General features: G+C 71.1%; 16 protein-coding genes. 11 read left to right on the top strand and 5 right to left on the bottom strand.

Translation table 11 applies throughout. The annotated features are described in order from the left end of the window. Window positions 1–29: 29 nt before the first annotated feature. The 5 genes from ACQP2O_RS09180 (at window position 30) to ACQP2O_RS09200 (ending at window position 5,009) form a co-directional block, all read left to right on the top strand. On the top strand, window positions 30–908 hold the full coding sequence (locus ACQP2O_RS09180; RefSeq protein ID WP_433181758.1) for a polysaccharide deacetylase family protein: 879 nt from the start codon (window positions 30–32) through the stop codon (window positions 906–908). Window positions 909–997: 89 nt separating this feature from the next. Further along, complete coding sequence (locus ACQP2O_RS09185) at window positions 998–2,341, top strand: MFS transporter (RefSeq protein ID WP_433181760.1); 1,344 nt, start codon at window positions 998–1,000, stop codon at window positions 2,339–2,341. Between the two features lie 61 nt (window positions 2,342–2,402). After that, window positions 2,403–3,182, top strand: a complete 780-nt coding sequence (locus tag ACQP2O_RS09190) for an SDR family NAD(P)-dependent oxidoreductase (RefSeq protein ID WP_433181762.1) — start codon at window positions 2,403–2,405, stop codon at window positions 3,180–3,182. Between the two features lie 19 nt (window positions 3,183–3,201). Continuing rightward, a complete protein-coding gene (locus ACQP2O_RS09195; RefSeq protein WP_433181764.1) occupies window positions 3,202–3,939 on the top strand; it encodes an SDR family NAD(P)-dependent oxidoreductase in 738 nt (245 codons plus the stop codon). A 17-nt stretch (window positions 3,940–3,956) separates the two neighbouring features. After that, the gene (locus ACQP2O_RS09200; RefSeq protein WP_433181766.1) at window positions 3,957–5,009 is read left to right on the top strand and encodes a hypothetical protein; all 1,053 of its coding nucleotides are present in this window, start codon (window positions 3,957–3,959) and stop codon (window positions 5,007–5,009) included. A 75-nt stretch (window positions 5,010–5,084) separates the two neighbouring features. Here ACQP2O_RS09200 and ACQP2O_RS09205 read toward each other — a convergent pair whose 3' ends face one another. Then, window positions 5,085–5,513 (bottom strand): MerR family transcriptional regulator, encoded by a 429-nt coding sequence (locus ACQP2O_RS09205; protein ID WP_433181768.1) that lies wholly within the window; start codon window positions 5,511–5,513, stop codon window positions 5,085–5,087. Window positions 5,514–5,600: 87 nt separating this feature from the next. On the opposite strand from ACQP2O_RS09205, the gene ACQP2O_RS09210 reads away from it, so the two are divergent. Next, on the top strand, window positions 5,601–6,386 hold the full coding sequence (locus ACQP2O_RS09210; protein ID WP_433181770.1) for an amidohydrolase family protein: 786 nt from the start codon (window positions 5,601–5,603) through the stop codon (window positions 6,384–6,386). Between the two features lie 5 nt (window positions 6,387–6,391). On the opposite strand, the gene ACQP2O_RS09215 is transcribed toward ACQP2O_RS09210, so the two are convergent. After that, window positions 6,392–6,658 (bottom strand): mycoredoxin, encoded by a 267-nt coding sequence (locus ACQP2O_RS09215; RefSeq protein WP_433181772.1) that lies wholly within the window; start codon window positions 6,656–6,658, stop codon window positions 6,392–6,394. Window positions 6,659–6,791: 133 nt separating this feature from the next. Between ACQP2O_RS09215 and ACQP2O_RS09220 the strand changes: the two genes are divergently transcribed. Together ACQP2O_RS09220 and tesB are read left to right on the top strand one after the other, a co-directional pair. After that, window positions 6,792–8,867, top strand: coding sequence for an ATP-dependent DNA helicase UvrD2 (locus ACQP2O_RS09220; protein WP_433181774.1), 2,076 nt, complete (start codon window positions 6,792–6,794; stop codon window positions 8,865–8,867). 14 nt (window positions 8,868–8,881) lie between these two features. Further along, entirely contained in the window at window positions 8,882–9,742 is an 861-nt protein-coding gene (gene tesB / locus ACQP2O_RS09225; RefSeq protein ID WP_433181776.1) for an acyl-CoA thioesterase II, read from the top strand. Between the two features lie 24 nt (window positions 9,743–9,766). Here the strand turns inward: tesB and ACQP2O_RS09230 are convergent, their stop codons facing one another. Both ACQP2O_RS09230 and ACQP2O_RS09235 read right to left on the bottom strand, forming a co-directional pair. Beyond that, entirely contained in the window at window positions 9,767–10,213 is a 447-nt protein-coding gene (locus tag ACQP2O_RS09230; protein ID WP_433181778.1) for a hypothetical protein, read from the bottom strand. A gap of 615 nt (window positions 10,214–10,828) precedes the next feature. Continuing rightward, window positions 10,829–11,443, bottom strand: coding sequence for a glyoxalase (locus ACQP2O_RS09235; RefSeq protein WP_433181780.1), 615 nt, complete (start codon window positions 11,441–11,443; stop codon window positions 10,829–10,831). A gap of 98 nt (window positions 11,444–11,541) precedes the next feature. Here ACQP2O_RS09235 and ACQP2O_RS09240 point away from each other — a divergent pair, with 98 nt between their 5' ends. From ACQP2O_RS09240 to ACQP2O_RS09250, 3 genes are all read left to right on the top strand, one after another. After that, on the top strand, window positions 11,542–12,360 hold the full coding sequence (locus ACQP2O_RS09240) for a TrmH family RNA methyltransferase (RefSeq protein WP_433181782.1): 819 nt from the start codon (window positions 11,542–11,544) through the stop codon (window positions 12,358–12,360). A gap of 492 nt (window positions 12,361–12,852) precedes the next feature. Next, the gene (locus ACQP2O_RS09245; RefSeq protein WP_289851122.1) at window positions 12,853–13,122 is read left to right on the top strand and encodes a WhiB family transcriptional regulator; all 270 of its coding nucleotides are present in this window, start codon (window positions 12,853–12,855) and stop codon (window positions 13,120–13,122) included. A 44-nt stretch (window positions 13,123–13,166) separates the two neighbouring features. After that, window positions 13,167–13,322: a hypothetical protein gene (locus ACQP2O_RS09250; RefSeq protein WP_433181784.1), complete on the top strand. Its 156-nt coding sequence runs from the start codon at window positions 13,167–13,169 to the stop codon at window positions 13,320–13,322. 346 nt (window positions 13,323–13,668) lie between these two features. Here ACQP2O_RS09250 and ACQP2O_RS09255 read toward each other — a convergent pair whose 3' ends face one another. Then, on the bottom strand, window positions 13,669–15,021 hold the full coding sequence (locus ACQP2O_RS09255; protein ID WP_433181785.1) for an ABC1 kinase family protein: 1,353 nt from the start codon (window positions 15,019–15,021) through the stop codon (window positions 13,669–13,671). Window positions 15,022–15,357 lie beyond the last annotated feature (336 nt).

A 15,357-nucleotide genomic window follows, 5' to 3' on the forward strand; every position in this document is an offset into this window, starting at 1 on the left:
CCCACATTCACGGAAAGGACGCCTGCACCATGTCCAAAGAGATATTCGTCGCGTTCGGTGTCGATGTCGACGCGGTCGCGGGCTGGCTCGGCTCGTACGGCGGTGAGGATTCGCCGTGCGACATCTCTCGCGGCCTGTTCGCCGGAGAGGTCGGCGTGCCGCGGCTGCTCCGGCTCTTCGAGCGGTACGACCTGCGCACCACCTGGTTCATCCCGGGCCACTCCGTCGAGACGTTCCCGGACCAGACCCGCATGGTGGTCGACGGCGGCCACGAGGTCGGGGCGCACGGCTACTCGCATGAGAACCCGATCGCGATGACCCGCGAGCAGGAGAGCGCCGTCCTCGACCGCAGTATCGAGCTGATCGAGCGGGTCGCCGGGCGGCGCCCCACCGGATACGTCGCGCCGTGGTGGGAGTTCTCCCGCGTCACCAACGAACTGCTCCTCGAGCGCGGGATCGCCTACGACCACTCGCTCATGCACAACGACTTCACGCCGTACCGCGTCCGCGTGGGAGACAGCTGGACGAAGATCGACTACGCCCGTCCGGCGCAGGAGTGGATGAAACCGCTCGTGCGCGGCCAGGAGACCGACCTCGTCGAGATCCCCGCCAACTGGTACCTCGACGACCTGCCGCCCATGATGTTCATCAAGGCCAGCGCCAACAGCCACGGCTTCGTCAGCCCGCGCGACCTCGAGTCGTCCTGGCGCGACCAGTTCGACTGGGTGTACCGCGAGATGGACTACGCGGCCTTCACCATGACCATCCACCCCGACGTCTCCGGCCGTCCGCAGACGCTGCTCATGCTCGAGCGGCTCATCGAGTACATCAACGGCCACGACGGCGTGCGCTGGGCGACCTTCGACGAGATCGCCCAAGACTTCAAGACCCGCAACCCCCGTCCCTGAGCCCGGCCCGCGCCCGGCGGCCCGGCCGGGCGCGGCGCATCCGGCAGGCGGCGACTCTTCCCAGCCCCTCGCACCACCAAGGGATCGCCATGACCGCAGTCTCATCGCACGCCACCGGAGACGGTGCCGCGCCTCCCACCCGGCAGCTGCCACGCGTCGGCGTACGCGCCACCCGCAAAGCGACGATCATCGCGTTCTTCGCATGGGTCTTCGCCGTGTACGACTACATCCTGTTCGGCACGCTCCTGCCCGAGATCTCCTCCCGGTTCGGCTGGAGCGAGCAGCGGGCCTCACTCATCTCCACCTTCATCTCCGCCGGTACGGCCATCGTGGTCCTCGGTGTCGGCCCGCTCGTCGACCGGCTCGGCCGCCGCAAGGGCATGATCCTCACCGTCTCGGGCACGGCGGTCGCCTCCGCCGTCACGGCCGGGACGGTCAACGCCGCGTACCTGGTCGGCGTCCGCTCTCTCGGCGGCATCGGCCTGTCCGAGCAGGCGGTCAACAGCACCTACCTCAACGAGATCTACGCCGTCACCGAGGACGAGGCGATCAAGAAGCGGCGCGGCCTCGTCTACAGCCTCGTCCAGGGCGGCTGGCCGATCGGCACGCTGCTGGCCGCGGCCTTCGTCGCTCTGCTCCTGCCCCTCGTCGGATGGCGCGGCTGCTTCCTGCTGGCCACCTTCCCGGCGATCATCATCGCGCTGAGCCGGCGGACCCTTCGGGAGAGCCCGCAGTTCGAACTGGAGCAGCGCCTGCGCGCCCTCCGCAAGGAGAGCAGGACGGAGGAGGCACGGCGGCTCGCGGCCGACTACGGCGTGACCGAAGAGGCCTCGGCCCCGCTGCTGGACATCTTCCGCGGCACCGCCCGCCGCAACACGATCGTGCTGAGCCTCGCCTGGTTCGTGAACTGGTTCGGCATCCAGATCTTCAGCGTGCTGGGCACGACCGTGCTCACCAAGGGCAAGGACGTCGGCTTCGCCAACTCGCTCCTGCTGTTCATCGTCATCAACGCCGTCGGCTACCTCGGGTACGTGTTCCACGGCTGGGCCGGTGACCGCCTCGGCCGCCGCAACGTGATCGCCTTCGGATGGATGCTGTCCGGCGTCCTGTTCGCGCTCATGCTCACCGTCGCCCACGGCACCGTGGCGGTCGTCGCCCTGTACTCGATGGGGATGTTCTTCCTCATCGGGCCGTACTCGGCGATGTTGTTCTACATGGGCGAGTGCTTCGACACCCGCTGCCGGGCCACGGGCACGTCCTTCATCAACGCGTTCAGCCAGCCCGGCGCCATCGCCGCCGGGGCCATCTGCACCGCGATGCTCGCCTCGGGCGCGCACTGGGGGCAGGCCGCCCTCATCGTCGGCGCGATCGGCACGCTCCTGTCCGGCTTCGTGATGTTCGCCGCCCGCAAGGTCGACACCGTCAAGGGCTGAGCGTCCGCCGTCCCGGGGGCGGTCCGCCGCCCCCGGGAACCCGATCCCCAAGGAGGAGAACGTGGAAGCCCACCAGCCGGCAGAGGGCCGGGTGGCCGTCATCACCGGTGCCGCGAGCGGCATCGGCCGTGCCCTCGCGGTCGAGTACGCGCGCCGTTCGGTACGGACCGTGATCGGAACCTTCCCCGGCGACCCGCACGACCCGGAGGAGACCGCGCGCCAGGTCCGCGCGGCCGGGGGAACATGCGTCGTGCACGAGGTCGACGTCCGGGACGCCGGCCAGGTCGAGGCGTTCGCGCAGCGGGCCGTGTCGGAGTTCGGTCGGCTCGACATCGCGGTGGCCAACGCTGGCGTCCTGCGCCGGGCCGCGCTCGACGAACTGACCGACGAGGCCTGGGACGACATGCTCCAGGTCGACCTGACCGGAGTGCTGCGCACACTGCGCTCGGCCGCCCGCCGGATGGCCGGCGGCGGCGCCATGGTCGCCGTCTCCTCGATCGCCGGCGGCGTGTACGGCTGGGGCGAGCACGCTCACTACGCCGCGGCCAAGGCCGGGCTGCTCGGGCTGTGCCGCAGCCTGGCGGTCGAGCTGGCACCTCGCCGGATCCGCGTCAACACGGTCATCCCCGGCCTCATCGTCACCCCGCAGTCGTCCGATCCCGTCAACTCGCTCGGCCCCGACGGCCTCGCCAAGGCCGGGGCGGACATCCCCTGGGGCCGGGCCGGCCACCCCGAGGAGGTCGCGTCCGCGATCGCCTTCCTCACCTCGCCCGACGCGGCGTACGTCACCGGCCAGAGCCTCGTCGTCGACGGCGGGCTCACCGTACGGATGCCCGCCTGACCTCATGGAAGGAGACGCCATGCGCGCGCTCGACGAACGGATCGCTCTCGTCACCGGCGGGGCGGGCGGCATCGGCCGGGCCATCGCCGAGGCGTACGCCCGCGAAGGAGCCCAGGTCATCGTCGCCGACCGGGACGCCGGCGCCACCGCCGAGGCCGCCGCCGACATCGGGGCGGCCGGTCACCGCGCGATCGACGTCACCGACGCCGCCTCGGTCGAAGCGGCGATCATCGCGACCGTGCGCGCACACGGTCGCATCGACGTCCTGGTGAACTCCGCCGGCATCCTCACCGAGGCCCCCGCGACCGCCATGGACCCGGCGACCTGGGCGGAGACGATCGCCGTCGACCTGACCGGCGTGTTTCACTGCTGCCGGTACGCGGTCCCGCACATGGTCGAGCGCGGCTGGGGCCGCGTGATCAACATCGCCTCGCAGCTCGGCATCAAGGGCGGCCGCTCGCTCGCCCACTACGCGGCCGCCAAGGCCGGGGTCATCGGATTCACCAAGTCGCTGGCCCTGGAGGTCGCCGAGCACGGCGTCCTCGTGAACGCGATCGCGCCGGGTCCGATCGAGACGCCGATGGTCGCCGGCATCACCGAGGAGTGGAAGGCCGCCAAGCGCGCCGAACTGCCGCTGGGCCGGTTCGGCCGGCCGGAGGAGATCGCGCCCACCGCGGTGCTCCTGGCGAGCGACCCCGGCGGCAACCTCTACGTCGGGCAGACCCTCGGCCCGAACTCCGGCGACGTGATGCCCTGACCGGACGGAGACGGCGGATGTGCGGCGCATGTGGAGAGCAGGGGACCGGCGACTGGGCCCGCCCCTGGATCAGCGATCCGGCGGCGCGGCGTGCGGTGGCGGCGGCGGTCACCCGGACCGTGCCCCGCCCCGGCACACGCGTGTCGGTGACACCGGGTGGATGGCTCGTCGCCGGTCCGACGGGGACGACCAGGGCCTGCGACGGCCTGACGGCCCTGGTCGCCGCCGTCCGTGGCCGGACTCGCGAGCCGGTGACCCCGATCGACCCCGGTCGGCCGTCCGGCCGTCTCTCCCTGCCGACCGAGGATCACCGGCAGGGGATCGTGCTGCGCGTCGACCCGGTCCGGGCGGCGGAGCGGGATCCCGAGGCCGCCCTCACCGCGGCGACCGGCGAAGGCACATCCGGCCCGGCGAGCAGGACCGGCGCGGTCGGTGCGGCGAGCGGGACCGGCGCGATCGGTGCGGCGAGCGGGACCGGCGCGATCGATGTGGCGAAGGGGACCGGCGCGGTCGGTGCGGTGAGCGGCACAGGTGTGGTCGGTGCGGTGAGCGAGGAACGAACGGCCGGCTCGACGGCCGGCGACGGTGCGGCCGGCCCGGCGGAGGCCGTGGTCCGCTGTCCGTCCGACGCACGGGCGGCGCTCGCGGTCCTCGCCTCGCCGCGTTGGCTGCCGAGGTGTTACCTGGCCGGGATCGAGGGAGTGGATGCTCCCTGGGGCCGCCCCCTGACGACCGGCGCCGGCGCGTGCCGCGTCCCCGCGGGAGCGGACGGGATGCTCGGTGAGGACGACCGGGACGCCGGACGGCCCGCCCCGGAACGGTCGACGAACGGTGTCTTCGCCGAGCATCTCGCCTGCCGTCGGGATGAGATCTCGGACGCCGCGTTCGCCGCCGACGTCGTCGTACGACTGGAGTGGGAGCGCCAGAGCGGGCGCCTGGACGGGGATGCGACACTGATCCGTCTCCCGCTCGGCCCAGGGGCGGAGTTGGAGATCGAGATCCGCGACGGCCACGTCGTACGGGCCCGGACCTTGACCGCCAGCACCATGCGTTACGGGCCGGACCGCTGAGGCCGCGCGGACGGCCCACACCGAAGGCTCCGCGAAACGGGACGAAGGAGTCATAAACCCGCTGGAGTGCGGCCTTTACCGAGCGATTCGTCCGGTGTCCGTGCCTGGAGAGGCGGGCTCGGCCGTCCCGGCCTCGGCGGCGGCGTGCAGGGAGGATTCGGTGGAGGCGATGGTCCGCTGGAGCAGTCGCCGCGCGTCGGCGATCTCGGCCGCCCTCTGGTCGAGGTCTCGCAGGCGCCGCCGCAGCGCGTCCAGAACACCTGGGCACGGGGTCACGGAGGCGTCGGCGGTCGTGCACGGCAGGACCTGGCGGATCACACGGGTCGGCAGCCCCGCCGCGAGCAACGCCCGGATCCGCAGGACCGTCTCCTCGGCCGTCTCGTCGTAGGTCCGGTAGCCGTTCGGCTCTCGCCCGGGGCGGAGCAGCCCGGCCTTCTCGTAGTAGCGCAGCAGGCGCTCGCTGGTGCCGGTCCGGTCGGCCAGCTCGCCGATGAGCACGTGCACCTCCGGTTTGACCTTCCAACTGTGTCAGGGGGCAACAGTGGGCGCGCCGGCCGCATTCCGGCGGCCGGCGTCGCGAGGAGGCCGAAATTGATCATCGACGCCCACAGCCACGTGCACGACCCGGTGGAAGCGCACGTTCGCCTGCTGGATGACGCGGGAGTGGACCGTACGGTGCTCTTCCCCACCCGGCCGCACCCTGAGCGGGCCACCGACCTGGACTCGCTCCGCCGGGAGATGAGCGTGCTCGAGCGGGCCCTGGACGGACGCGGCACGGGCGGCGACGGTTACGCCGCGGCGTGGCGGGAGCTGGACGACGCGCTGGCCGCCCATCCGGACCGGTTCATCGGTTTCGGCTCCGTACCGCTGAACCTTCCCGAGGACGAGATCGGCGCGTTCGTCGAGCGGGAGGTCGCGGGGCGCGGTCTGCGCGGTGTCGGGGAGCTCACCCCGCCTCCCGGCGAGGCCGCCCGGGTGGAGCCGGTGCTCGCCGCGGCGCACGACCACGGCGACCTGCCCGTCGTCGTGCACGGTTTCGCCCCGACGACGGCCGAGGACCTGCGCACCCTCGCCGCGCTGGCGGCGCGCCATCCCTCGGTGCCGTTGATCGTGAGCCAGCTCGGCGGGCTCAACTGGATGACGGCGATCGAACTCGTACGGGAGACGCCGAACATGTACCTCGAGCTGTCCACCGCGCCCATCGTCTTCGCCGTACGACTGGCCGTCCAGGAGCTTCCGGAGCGCACGCTCTTCGGCTCGGACGCGCCGTACGGCGACCCGGTGCTCGCCCGCGCCACAGTGGAGCGCGTCACCACGCCCGGACAGGTACGGGACCTGGTCCTCGGCGGAAACCTCGCCCGGCTGCTGCGCCTCTGAGCGGCTCAGAGCGCGGCGATGGCGGCGAGGCGCTTCTTGACCTCCTTGGCCGACGGGTTGGTCGCCGCGGTGCCGTCGGGGAAGACCACGGTCGGAACCGTCTGATTTCCGCCGTTGACCTTCATGACGTACTCGGCGGCCGCCGGGTCGCGCTCGATGTCGACCTCGACCATGTGGATGCCCTCGCGGGCCAGCTGAGCCTTGAGCCGACGGCAGAAGGCGCACCAGGTGGTGGTGTACATCGTCAGCTCACCCGTCGCGGGCGCGGTCATGGCTCTCCTTGTCCTGGGTCGACGGCGATCAGCATTGCCAACGCCCGGCCCCCGAACCGCATTCCCGGGGCGCCGGGTCGGCCACGGCCGGGCGTCGAGCCTGGGAGGATGGAAAGGAGTTAAAGGAGGGGCGATGGAGGCCGAGCAGATCCTCGCCGGGCTCGACCCGGATCAGCGCGCGGTCGCCGAGGCGACCCGGGGGCCGGTGTGCGTGCTGGCCGGCGCGGGCACCGGCAAGACCCGCGCGATCACCCACCGGATCGCGTACGCGGTGCTGACCGGCGTCATCGCCCCGCAGCGGGTGCTGGCCGTGACCTTCACCACCCGCGCCGCCGGCGAGCTGCGCGGGCGGCTGCGGCAGCTCGGCGCGCCGGGCGTGCAGGCCCGTACGTTCCACTCGGCGGCGCTCAAACAGCTCTCCTACTTCTGGCCGAAGGTGATCGGCGGAGAGCCGCCCACGCTCATCGAGTCGAAGCTCGGCCTGGTCGCGGAGGCGGCGCGGGCCTGCCGCCTGTCCCTCGGCCGTACGGAGCTGCGCGACGCCGCGGCCGAGATCGAGTGGTCGAAGGTCACCCAGACCCGGCCGGAGGACTATCCGGCCTCGGCGGCCAAGGCCGGGCGCACCCCGCCCACCGAGGCGCCGGACTTCGCCCGGCTCTACGAGGCGTACGAGGGGCTCCGCCGCGAGCGCAACCTGCTCGACTTCGAGGGCATGCTGGAGCTGACCGCCGCGATGCTCACCGAGCATCAGGAGGTCGCGAACCAGGTGCGCGACCAGTACCGCTACTTCGTCGTCGACGAGTTCCAGGACGTCAACCCGCTGCAGAAGCTCCTGCTGGACGTCTGGCTGGGCGAGCGCGAGGAGATCTGCGTCGTCGGCGACCCGAACCAGACGATCTACTCCTTCACCGGCGCCAGTCCCGCGTACCTGCTGCGGTTCACCGTCGAGCACCCCGAGGCGAAGGTCGTCAAGCTGGTCCGCGACTACCGGTCGACGCCGCAGGTGGTGCACCTCGCCAACGGCGTGCTGGCGCAGGCGCGGGGAGAGGCGCGCAAGCACCGCCTGGAGCTGGTCGCGCAGCGGCCGGACGGCCCGGAGCCGACCTTCCACGAGTACGACGACGAGGTCGCCGAGGCCGAGGCCGTCGCCAAGCGGGCGCGGGCGCTCATCGAGGAGGGCGTGCCCGCCCGCGAGATCGCGGTGCTGTTCCGCATCAACGCCCAGTCCGAGCCGTACGAGCAGGCGTTCGCCGACGCCGGCGTGCCGTACGTCCTCAAGGGCGCGGAGCGGTTCTTCGAGCGGCCCGAGGTCCGCCAGGCGGTGGTGCTCCTGCGCGGCGCCGCCCGGTCCGTGAACGACGGCGAGCCGCTCGTCCGCGCCGTGCGCGACGTGCTGGCCTCCGCCGGGCTCACCGACCGGCCGCCAGAGGGACGCGGCGCGGCACGGGAGCGCTGGGAGTCCCTCGCCGCGCTGGCGCAGCTCGCCGAGGACGTCGCCGCCGACCGGCCGGGCGCGGGCCTGCCGGAGTTCGTCGCCGAGCTGGAGGAGCGCGCGAACGCCCAGCACGCCCCGGCCCTGGAGGGCGTGACGCTGGCCACGCTGCACACCGCGAAGGGCCTGGAGTGGGACGCGGTGTTCCTCGCCGGCCTGGTCGAGGGCACGCTGCCGATCATCTACGCGGAGAAGAGCCCGGAGCAGATCGAGGAGGAGCGGCGGCTGCTGTACGTCGGCGTGACGCGGGCGCGCGAGCACCTCGCCCTGTCCTGGGCGCTGGCCCGGTCGCCGGGCGGCCGCAAGGGACGCCGCCGGTCCCGCTTCCTCGACGGCCTCGCCCCGCAGAGCGCCGGTCCGCCCCGCGTCGACCGGTCGAAGCGCCGGGCCCCGGCCACGGGGCCGCAGCCGTGCCGGGTCTGCGCGCGCCCGCTCACCGCCGCGATCGAGCGCAAGCTGGGCCGCTGCGAGACCTGCCCGGCCGACTACGACGAGGATCTCCTCACCCGCATGAAGGAGTGGCGCCTGACGGCGTCCAAGGAGCAGAAGGTCCCCGCCTACGTCGTCTTCACCGACGCCACCCTGCAGGCCATCGCCGAGCGCGCTCCCGCCACCGAGTCGGAGCTGGCCGCCATCCCCGGAGTGGGGGCCGTCAAGCTGGACCGGTACGGTTCGGCCGTGCTCGCCCTGTGCCGGGGCGAGACGCCGGAAGCCTGAGGAGTAGGGAAGCGATGAACGCCGCGCTGAAGGAGCTGCTCGATCTGCTCGACCTCGAGCAGATCGAGGTCAACATCTTCCGCGGGCGCAGCCCGGAGGAGCGCCAGCAGCGGGTGTTCGGCGGGCAGGTCGCCGGCCAGGCGCTGGTCGCCGCCGGCCGCACCGTCCCCGACGACCGTCACGTGCACTCGCTGCACGCCTACTTCATCCGCCCCGGCGACCCGAGCGTGCCGATCGTCTACAGCGTCGAGCGGGTCCGTGACGGCCGGTCGTTCACCACCCGGCGCGTCACCGCGGTCCAGCACGGCAAGACCATCTTCACCCTGTCGGCGTCGTTCCAGATCGTCGAGGACGGCCCGTCGCACCAGGCGCCGATGCCGGAGGTGCCCGAGCCGGAGTCGCTGCCGACGTTCCAGGAGCGGATGGAGCGGCTGTTCGGCAAGCTCGACAACGAGTTCATGCGGAAGCGGCCTATCGACCTGCGGCACGTGACGCCGCTGACGTGGGAGGCCGCCCGCGACCCGGAACTGATCGGCCCCGAGTCGCTGGTCTGGCTGCGCGTGGCCGGAGAGCTGCCCGACGACCCGCTGCTGCACGTCTGCCTGATGACGTACGCCTCGGACATGACGCTGCTGGACACCGTCCTGCTCAACCACGGCCTGGCCTGGGGCGACCGCAGGACGATGGGCGCGAGCCTGGACCACGCGATGTGGTTCCACCGGCCGTTCCGCGCCGACCGGTGGCTGCTGTACGCCCAGGACACCCCGAACGCCTCCGGCGCCCGCGGCCTGGCCCGCGGCCAGGTCTTCACCCAGGAGGGCGAACTCGTCGTCTCCGTCGTCCAGGAGGGCCTCGTCCGCGTCACCGATTCCTGAACGCGAAGACGGACCCGCGAAGGATCAGGAATACACTTCGCCGCGGATTACGCCGTTGCCCGTCCACGCCTGGATGCGGAAACACGTGTTGACGGCGTACGTCGCGACCTTCCCATTGCGCTTGACGCCCGTGTAGGTGTGCGTCGACCGCGGCGGCAACAGCCAGTCGCTCAGTACGTGTTTTTTGTCGCAGCTGATGATGCGCAGTTTCACGTGGGGACCGGTGCGACTCTGCAGGGAGATGTGGCCCTTGCGGCCGTGATCCTCACCATCGTTATGCACGCGGAAGGTGCGGGGAGTCGGCGCGTACGATTTCGGTTTGAGCCGCAGTGCGATCGTCGCGTAGACGGGAGCGCCGCTCGCCGTGGCCTGGAGAGAGGCGGCAGGCGACGCGCTCGCGGCACCTGCCGGAATCACTATGGCGGCGATGGAAGCGGCCGCGATCGCGGCCGCCGTCGTAGTCCTCGTCATCGGGAAACCCTCTCTTGGCGCTGAACGCGCCGCTTGGAATGACGTGGTCGTGATCGCATGAATTCGCGACGGGCCAAGACTCGGTTGAAAAGCCGATCACGTCAATGAGGCCTGCGGCTTAATCACAGCCGCCCGACCTGGGACCCGAGGACCAATGCGTGAGGCCGGGTAGCGGGCCTGGTGCGAGCCCGTCCTTACGGTTTAGGGGAACCTTTTCTCGGGATCCACCGACGAGCCAGGTAATGAGATAGTCATGAGCGGACAAAACCAGCATTAAACCCCGAGGTTGCCGGATGGGTCGTCGTGTCAATGAGGCGTACGGCCTATCCTCAACGGTCCGGTCTGGGACCTGAGGACCAACGCGCGGGGGCTGCGGGCCGTTGGCGTACGGATCCCTGCTGATGCGGATCACAACGTGGAACGCGCCGTGCCCGGCCGACATGTTCACGCCGCGTGCCGGCGCCTCCACATCCCCCTTGTTCTCCAGTCGCGGTCCCGCCGGGCGCGTGCCGAAGCCGCAGGCCCAACGCGTCACCGGCTATCGGTGCTGCTCATGGTGATTTCTCCCTTGATGATCTTGATGTCCGGAATCTTAAGAGGGGGCCTTGTCCCGGCTCAGCGCGATGCCGCCTCCCAGGCGAACCCGTCCGGGTCGGTGAACGGCCCGGCGGTGCCGCCGATCGAGAGCCGGTGCGATCCGGTGCCGTCGGGGGAGACGCCGGCGTCCTTGGCGAGGGCTCGGTGTCCGTAGAGCGCCAGCTTGACGGGGCTCGACTCGGTGGCGAACTCGACGTATTTGCGGCCGAAGCTCTTGGCCACGGTGAGGCCGTGGTCGAGGTAGAACCGCTTGCTCGCGGCCACGTCGGCGGCTCCCAGCAGGAGCACGATCTCGTCGATCTGCTTGGTGGCCGGGCCGGTGTCCTTCTTCGAGGAGGTCGCGACCTTCCAGATCGTCCCGTCCGGGGCCTGCACGACACCGCCGTAGCCCCACAGCGACTTCGTGACCGGTTTCACCGGTGAGGCGCCGGCGTCGAGTGCGGCGTCGATGAGGCTGTTGACGTTGGCCGGCTGGGAGACGGTGAGCGACAGCGTGAACCCGCGGAAGCCGGTCGTCGGCGCCTCCGAGGCCCGCAGGCGTATCGGAGTGTCCAACCCGAAGGCCTCGGTGTAGAAGCGCTCGGCGGCGGTGGGGTCGGCCACCTCAAGGGTGACGGATTCGATGGAAGTCATGCCGATCAGGCTAGGAACGGCCCGGTGGCTCACGCTTCTCGATTCCTGACCGGTCTGGTGAGTCGTCGTGAGCCCGTTCGCGTACGGTTGGGTTTCTGATGCGGATCACGACGCGGAACGCGCGGTTTCAGCAGTGGGCGGCGCTGCTCACCAACCGGACGAAGCGGCAGCGGTCGGGGGAGTTCCTGGTGCAGGGCGTCCGGCCGATCACGCTCGCCGTCGAGCACGGATGGCCGATCCGCGCCCTGCTGCACGCCCAGGGGCGGCGGCTGTCGTCGTGGGCGCAGCGGACGCTGGACGAGACGTCCGCCGAGCGCGTCGAGATGGCGCCGGAGCTGCTGGACGAGCTGGCCGGCAAGGAGGACGCGGAGCTCGTCGCGGTCGCGGCGCTGCCGCCGGACGACCTGGCGCGCATCACGCCGGAGGGCCCGGTCCTCGTCTTCGACCGGGCCGCCGAGCCCGGCAACATCGGCACCGTCGTCCGCTCGGCCGACGCGTTCGGCGCCGCCGGCGTCATCGTGACCGGCCACGCCGCCGACCCGTACGATCCGAAGTCCGTGCGCGCCAGCACCGGCTCGCTGTTCGCCCTGCCGGTCGTACGGGTCCCCGCGCCCCGTCCGGTGATCGAGTGGGCGCGGGAGAGCGGGCTGCGCGTCGTCGGGACGGACGAGACCGGCACCGTCGACGTCGGCGATCACGACCTGCGCGGTCCGGTGCTGCTCGTCATCGGCAACGAGACCCGCGGCATGAGCGGCGCGTGGGCCGCGGCCTGCGACGACGTCGTCCGGATCCCGATCGTGGGAGCGGCGAGCTCGCTCAACGCCGCCTCCGCCGCGACGGTGTTCCTCTACGAGGCCGCCCGGCAACGCGGAGTGGCGGCCGGGACGGCGCGAGAAAAAATAAGAAGTCGCAGGTAGAAAATACGTTGCCCCGATCCTGCGGGCGATCGTACGCTTCTCGCGAGCACTTGAACGGCTCCGCTTCGCGGAGCCCCGACGGATGAGTGGAGGTGGCAGTCCGGTGAGGAACACACTGATTTCTAAAGCCTGGGCCGCCGCCTGCGCGCGTCCGGTGATGGTGTCCCCCAGCGGTTCCACCGTTGCCGCCGCGTCACTGCCGAGTCTCGAGTCGATCCGCTATGCGTCCGTCGAATCCGGACGTGTGCGGCCTGGCGGCGTGGATCTGCAGGCGTGGCATGTCCTTGGGATGTTCCCGGCTACCCAGACGAATGCCCAGGTCAAGGGCGCTGCCCGTAAGCGCGCCGCAGTGGGTCCGTACCCCTGGAGACCACCGGAGCAATAGCTCCGAGCAGGCCTCCAGGCCGCGGATCCCGACCGGGAACCGCGGCCTTTTTGTTTGGCCAGAACCGTCCGAGCCAACGAGACCACATCAAGAGAGGGGTGGAGACCTTGGAACTCGCGTTCACCGCGATCAGCGAGAACCTTGATCTTCCCTGCCGGACCGAGCCTGAGCTGTTCTTCGCCGAGTCGCCGCAGGACGTCGAGCTGGCCAAGGCGCTGTGCGCCGAGTGCCCGATCCGGCGCGCCTGCCTCGCCGGTGCCAAGGAGCGCCGGGAGCCCTGGGGCGTCTGGGGTGGGGAGCTGTTCGTACGGGGCGTCGTCGTACCCCGCAAGCGGCCGCGTGGTCGGCCGCGTAAGGACGCCGTGGTGGCGGCATGACGCACCGACCGGAACCTCGCATAGATACGGAGAAAGAGCAGCAGATGAGCTTGCTCAGCATCGAACTGTCCCAGGAACGAATACGGGACGCCGAGCGTGAGGCCATGCGCCGCGACGTCGCCCAGGTCCGCGCCATGCGCAGGGCCCGGCGCGACGAGGCGACCGCGGTCCGCCTCCGGCGCCTCCTGACCACGCGCTGACCGCCTTCCGAAAAGGCTGACGCGCCTCCCGAAGAAGAACGGGCCCCCGGCACCATCACGGCCGGGGGCCCGTCGTCGTCTCGTCACGCGGAGTGTGGCGTGGCTCTCGGACGGCGCGTTCGGCTTTCGCGCGATCCCCGGATCGGGGATCCTGGGGGGAGAGCCGATTGAGGGGGCATGGGGGATGGTCAGCTGTTCGTCGTGCGGAGCCACCGCCGAGGCGCCACTGGGATGGATGACCGAGGTGACCGAGCGGGGCCCGCGCTACCTGTGTGATCGCTGCAGCCGGGACAACATCCGCTCGATCGAGGGTCGTCTCGACCCCGTCTACTGGTAGGCCGAATCCTCAGCTCGCGATCTCTTCGTCGCCCTCGTCGTCGGTGAGGTCGGGGTCGTCGTCGGCGAAGCCGGGCACCCAGGTCAGCGCCTCGTCGCGGAACCTTCCCTCGGCCTCGAGCTGGCACAGGACTCCCGTGCCGGCGGCCACCACGCGGTGGATCAGCACGTACGACGGCGGCAGGTTGAGCTGGCGGACGACGTTGGTCGGGCGCAGGTCCGCGACGCGGGCGGCCTCCTGGCGCAGCCACTCCCGGCTGAACTTGAAGGTGTCCTCGATCAGCGGCTCGGCGATCGGGGCGATGAAGGCGTGCAGCGACTCGGGGTCGACCTCGACGCCCTCGCGGATGAAGTCCTCCTCGCGGAGGGCCTTGACGATCTGGTCGACGTCGCCCATCGTGCCGATGCGCATCAGGACGCCGATCCGCCGGTGGAAGCCGCCGGGCAGCCGGTCGACGGCGCCGAAGTCGATGACGCCGAGCCGGCCGTCGTCGAGCAGCCGGAAGTTGCCGGGGTGCGGGTCGGCGTGCAGCAGGCCGCAGCGCGCCGGCCCGGAGAACAGGAACCGGCAGTACAGCAGGCCCGCGTGGTCGCGCTGCTCCTGCGTGCCGTCGCTGATGATCGCCGACAGCGGCGTGCCATCGATCCATTCGGTGACGAGCACGTGGCCGGATTGGGCCACGACGTCGGGGATGAGGAAGTCGGGGTCGTCGGCGTACGCCTCCGCGAAGGTCGCCTGTGACTCCGCCTCGATCGTGTAGTCGAGCTCCTCGGAGATCCGCCGTTTCAGCTCGGCCAGCATCGCCTTCATGTCCAGTCCCGGCGCGAGGACGGCGAACAGCTTGCTCAGCCGGGCCAGCTGGTTGAAGTCGCTGAGCAGCGCCTTGCCCGCTCCGGGGTACTGCACCTTGACGGCGACGGTGCGGCCGTCGTGCCAGACGGCCTTGTGCACCTGGCCGATGGAGGCCGCCGCGGCCGGCCGGTCGTCGAACTCGGCGAAGTCGTCGCGCCAGTCCGGGCCCAGCCCCTCGGCCAGCACCCGGTGCACGGTCGCGGCGGGCAGCGGCGGGGCGGCCTCCTGGAGCTTGGTCAGGGTGGCCCGATAGGGGCTGGCGATCTCGGGTGGCAGCGCGGCCTCGAAGATCGACAGCATCTGGCCGAACTTCATCGCGCCGCCCTTGAGCTCCCCGAGCACCTTGAACAGCTGCTCGGCGGTGCGCTGCTGGATCTCGGTGGCGACGAGCTCGGCGGGGCGGCCGATCGTCCGTTTGCCGAACCCGAGGGCGGTCCGCCCGGCGAAGCCGATGGGGAGGGACGCCAGTTTGGCGGTCCGCGTCACAGCGCGGCGGGGGAGATCGCTCATTGAGTACCTGCTCTCAGCGCATCCGCGAGGCGGCCGTGCAATGCCGGTTCGCTCCGCACGTCACCCTATTCTCGGCGAGGCACGGCGCGTGTACCACATCGGCGGGCGGGGCATCTCGCGCCGCCTGCTCGGCCGGTCGTACGCGAGGGGTGGTGACCAGCGCAAACGGGTAAGTGTGTGCTTTCTCACGTCGTGCCCGGTCTCGTGGGGCGCCGGGCATCCGGCTCCAGAGGTTGGCGGCCAGGACACTCCGAGCCTGTGGAAAACCTGCGCAAAGCCTGTGGATGAGCCTGGGGATCCCCAAATTACGCCGCCTCTACCAGCGAAAACGTGACC

It is taken from the genome of Actinoallomurus sp. CA-150999, from assembly GCF_050942425.1.
Classification (GTDB): Bacteria; Actinomycetota; Actinomycetes; order Streptosporangiales; family Streptosporangiaceae; genus Actinoallomurus.

Coding starts and splice junctions, on each gene's coding strand:
- ACQP2O_RS09220 (WP_433181774.1), top strand. CDS start 6,792: ATGGAGGCCGAGCAGATCCTCGCCGGGCTCGACCCGGATCAGCGCGCG.
- ACQP2O_RS09180 (WP_433181758.1), top strand. CDS start 30: ATGTCCAAAGAGATATTCGTCGCGTTCGGTGTCGATGTCGACGCGGTC.
- ACQP2O_RS09255 (WP_433181785.1), bottom strand. CDS start 15,021: ATGAGCGATCTCCCCCGCCGCGCTGTGACGCGGACCGCCAAACTGGCG.
- tesB (WP_433181776.1), top strand. CDS start 8,882: ATGAACGCCGCGCTGAAGGAGCTGCTCGATCTGCTCGACCTCGAGCAG.
- ACQP2O_RS09230 (WP_433181778.1), bottom strand. CDS start 10,213: ATGACGAGGACTACGACGGCGGCCGCGATCGCGGCCGCTTCCATCGCC.
- ACQP2O_RS09235 (WP_433181780.1), bottom strand. CDS start 11,443: ATGACTTCCATCGAATCCGTCACCCTTGAGGTGGCCGACCCCACCGCC.
- ACQP2O_RS09185 (WP_433181760.1), top strand. CDS start 998: ATGACCGCAGTCTCATCGCACGCCACCGGAGACGGTGCCGCGCCTCCC.
- ACQP2O_RS09215 (WP_433181772.1), bottom strand. CDS start 6,658: ATGACCGCGCCCGCGACGGGTGAGCTGACGATGTACACCACCACCTGG.
- ACQP2O_RS09250 (WP_433181784.1), top strand. CDS start 13,167: ATGAGCTTGCTCAGCATCGAACTGTCCCAGGAACGAATACGGGACGCC.
- ACQP2O_RS09200 (WP_433181766.1), top strand. CDS start 3,957: ATGTGCGGCGCATGTGGAGAGCAGGGGACCGGCGACTGGGCCCGCCCC.
- ACQP2O_RS09240 (WP_433181782.1), top strand. CDS start 11,542: ATGCGGATCACGACGCGGAACGCGCGGTTTCAGCAGTGGGCGGCGCTG.
- ACQP2O_RS09195 (WP_433181764.1), top strand. CDS start 3,202: ATGCGCGCGCTCGACGAACGGATCGCTCTCGTCACCGGCGGGGCGGGC.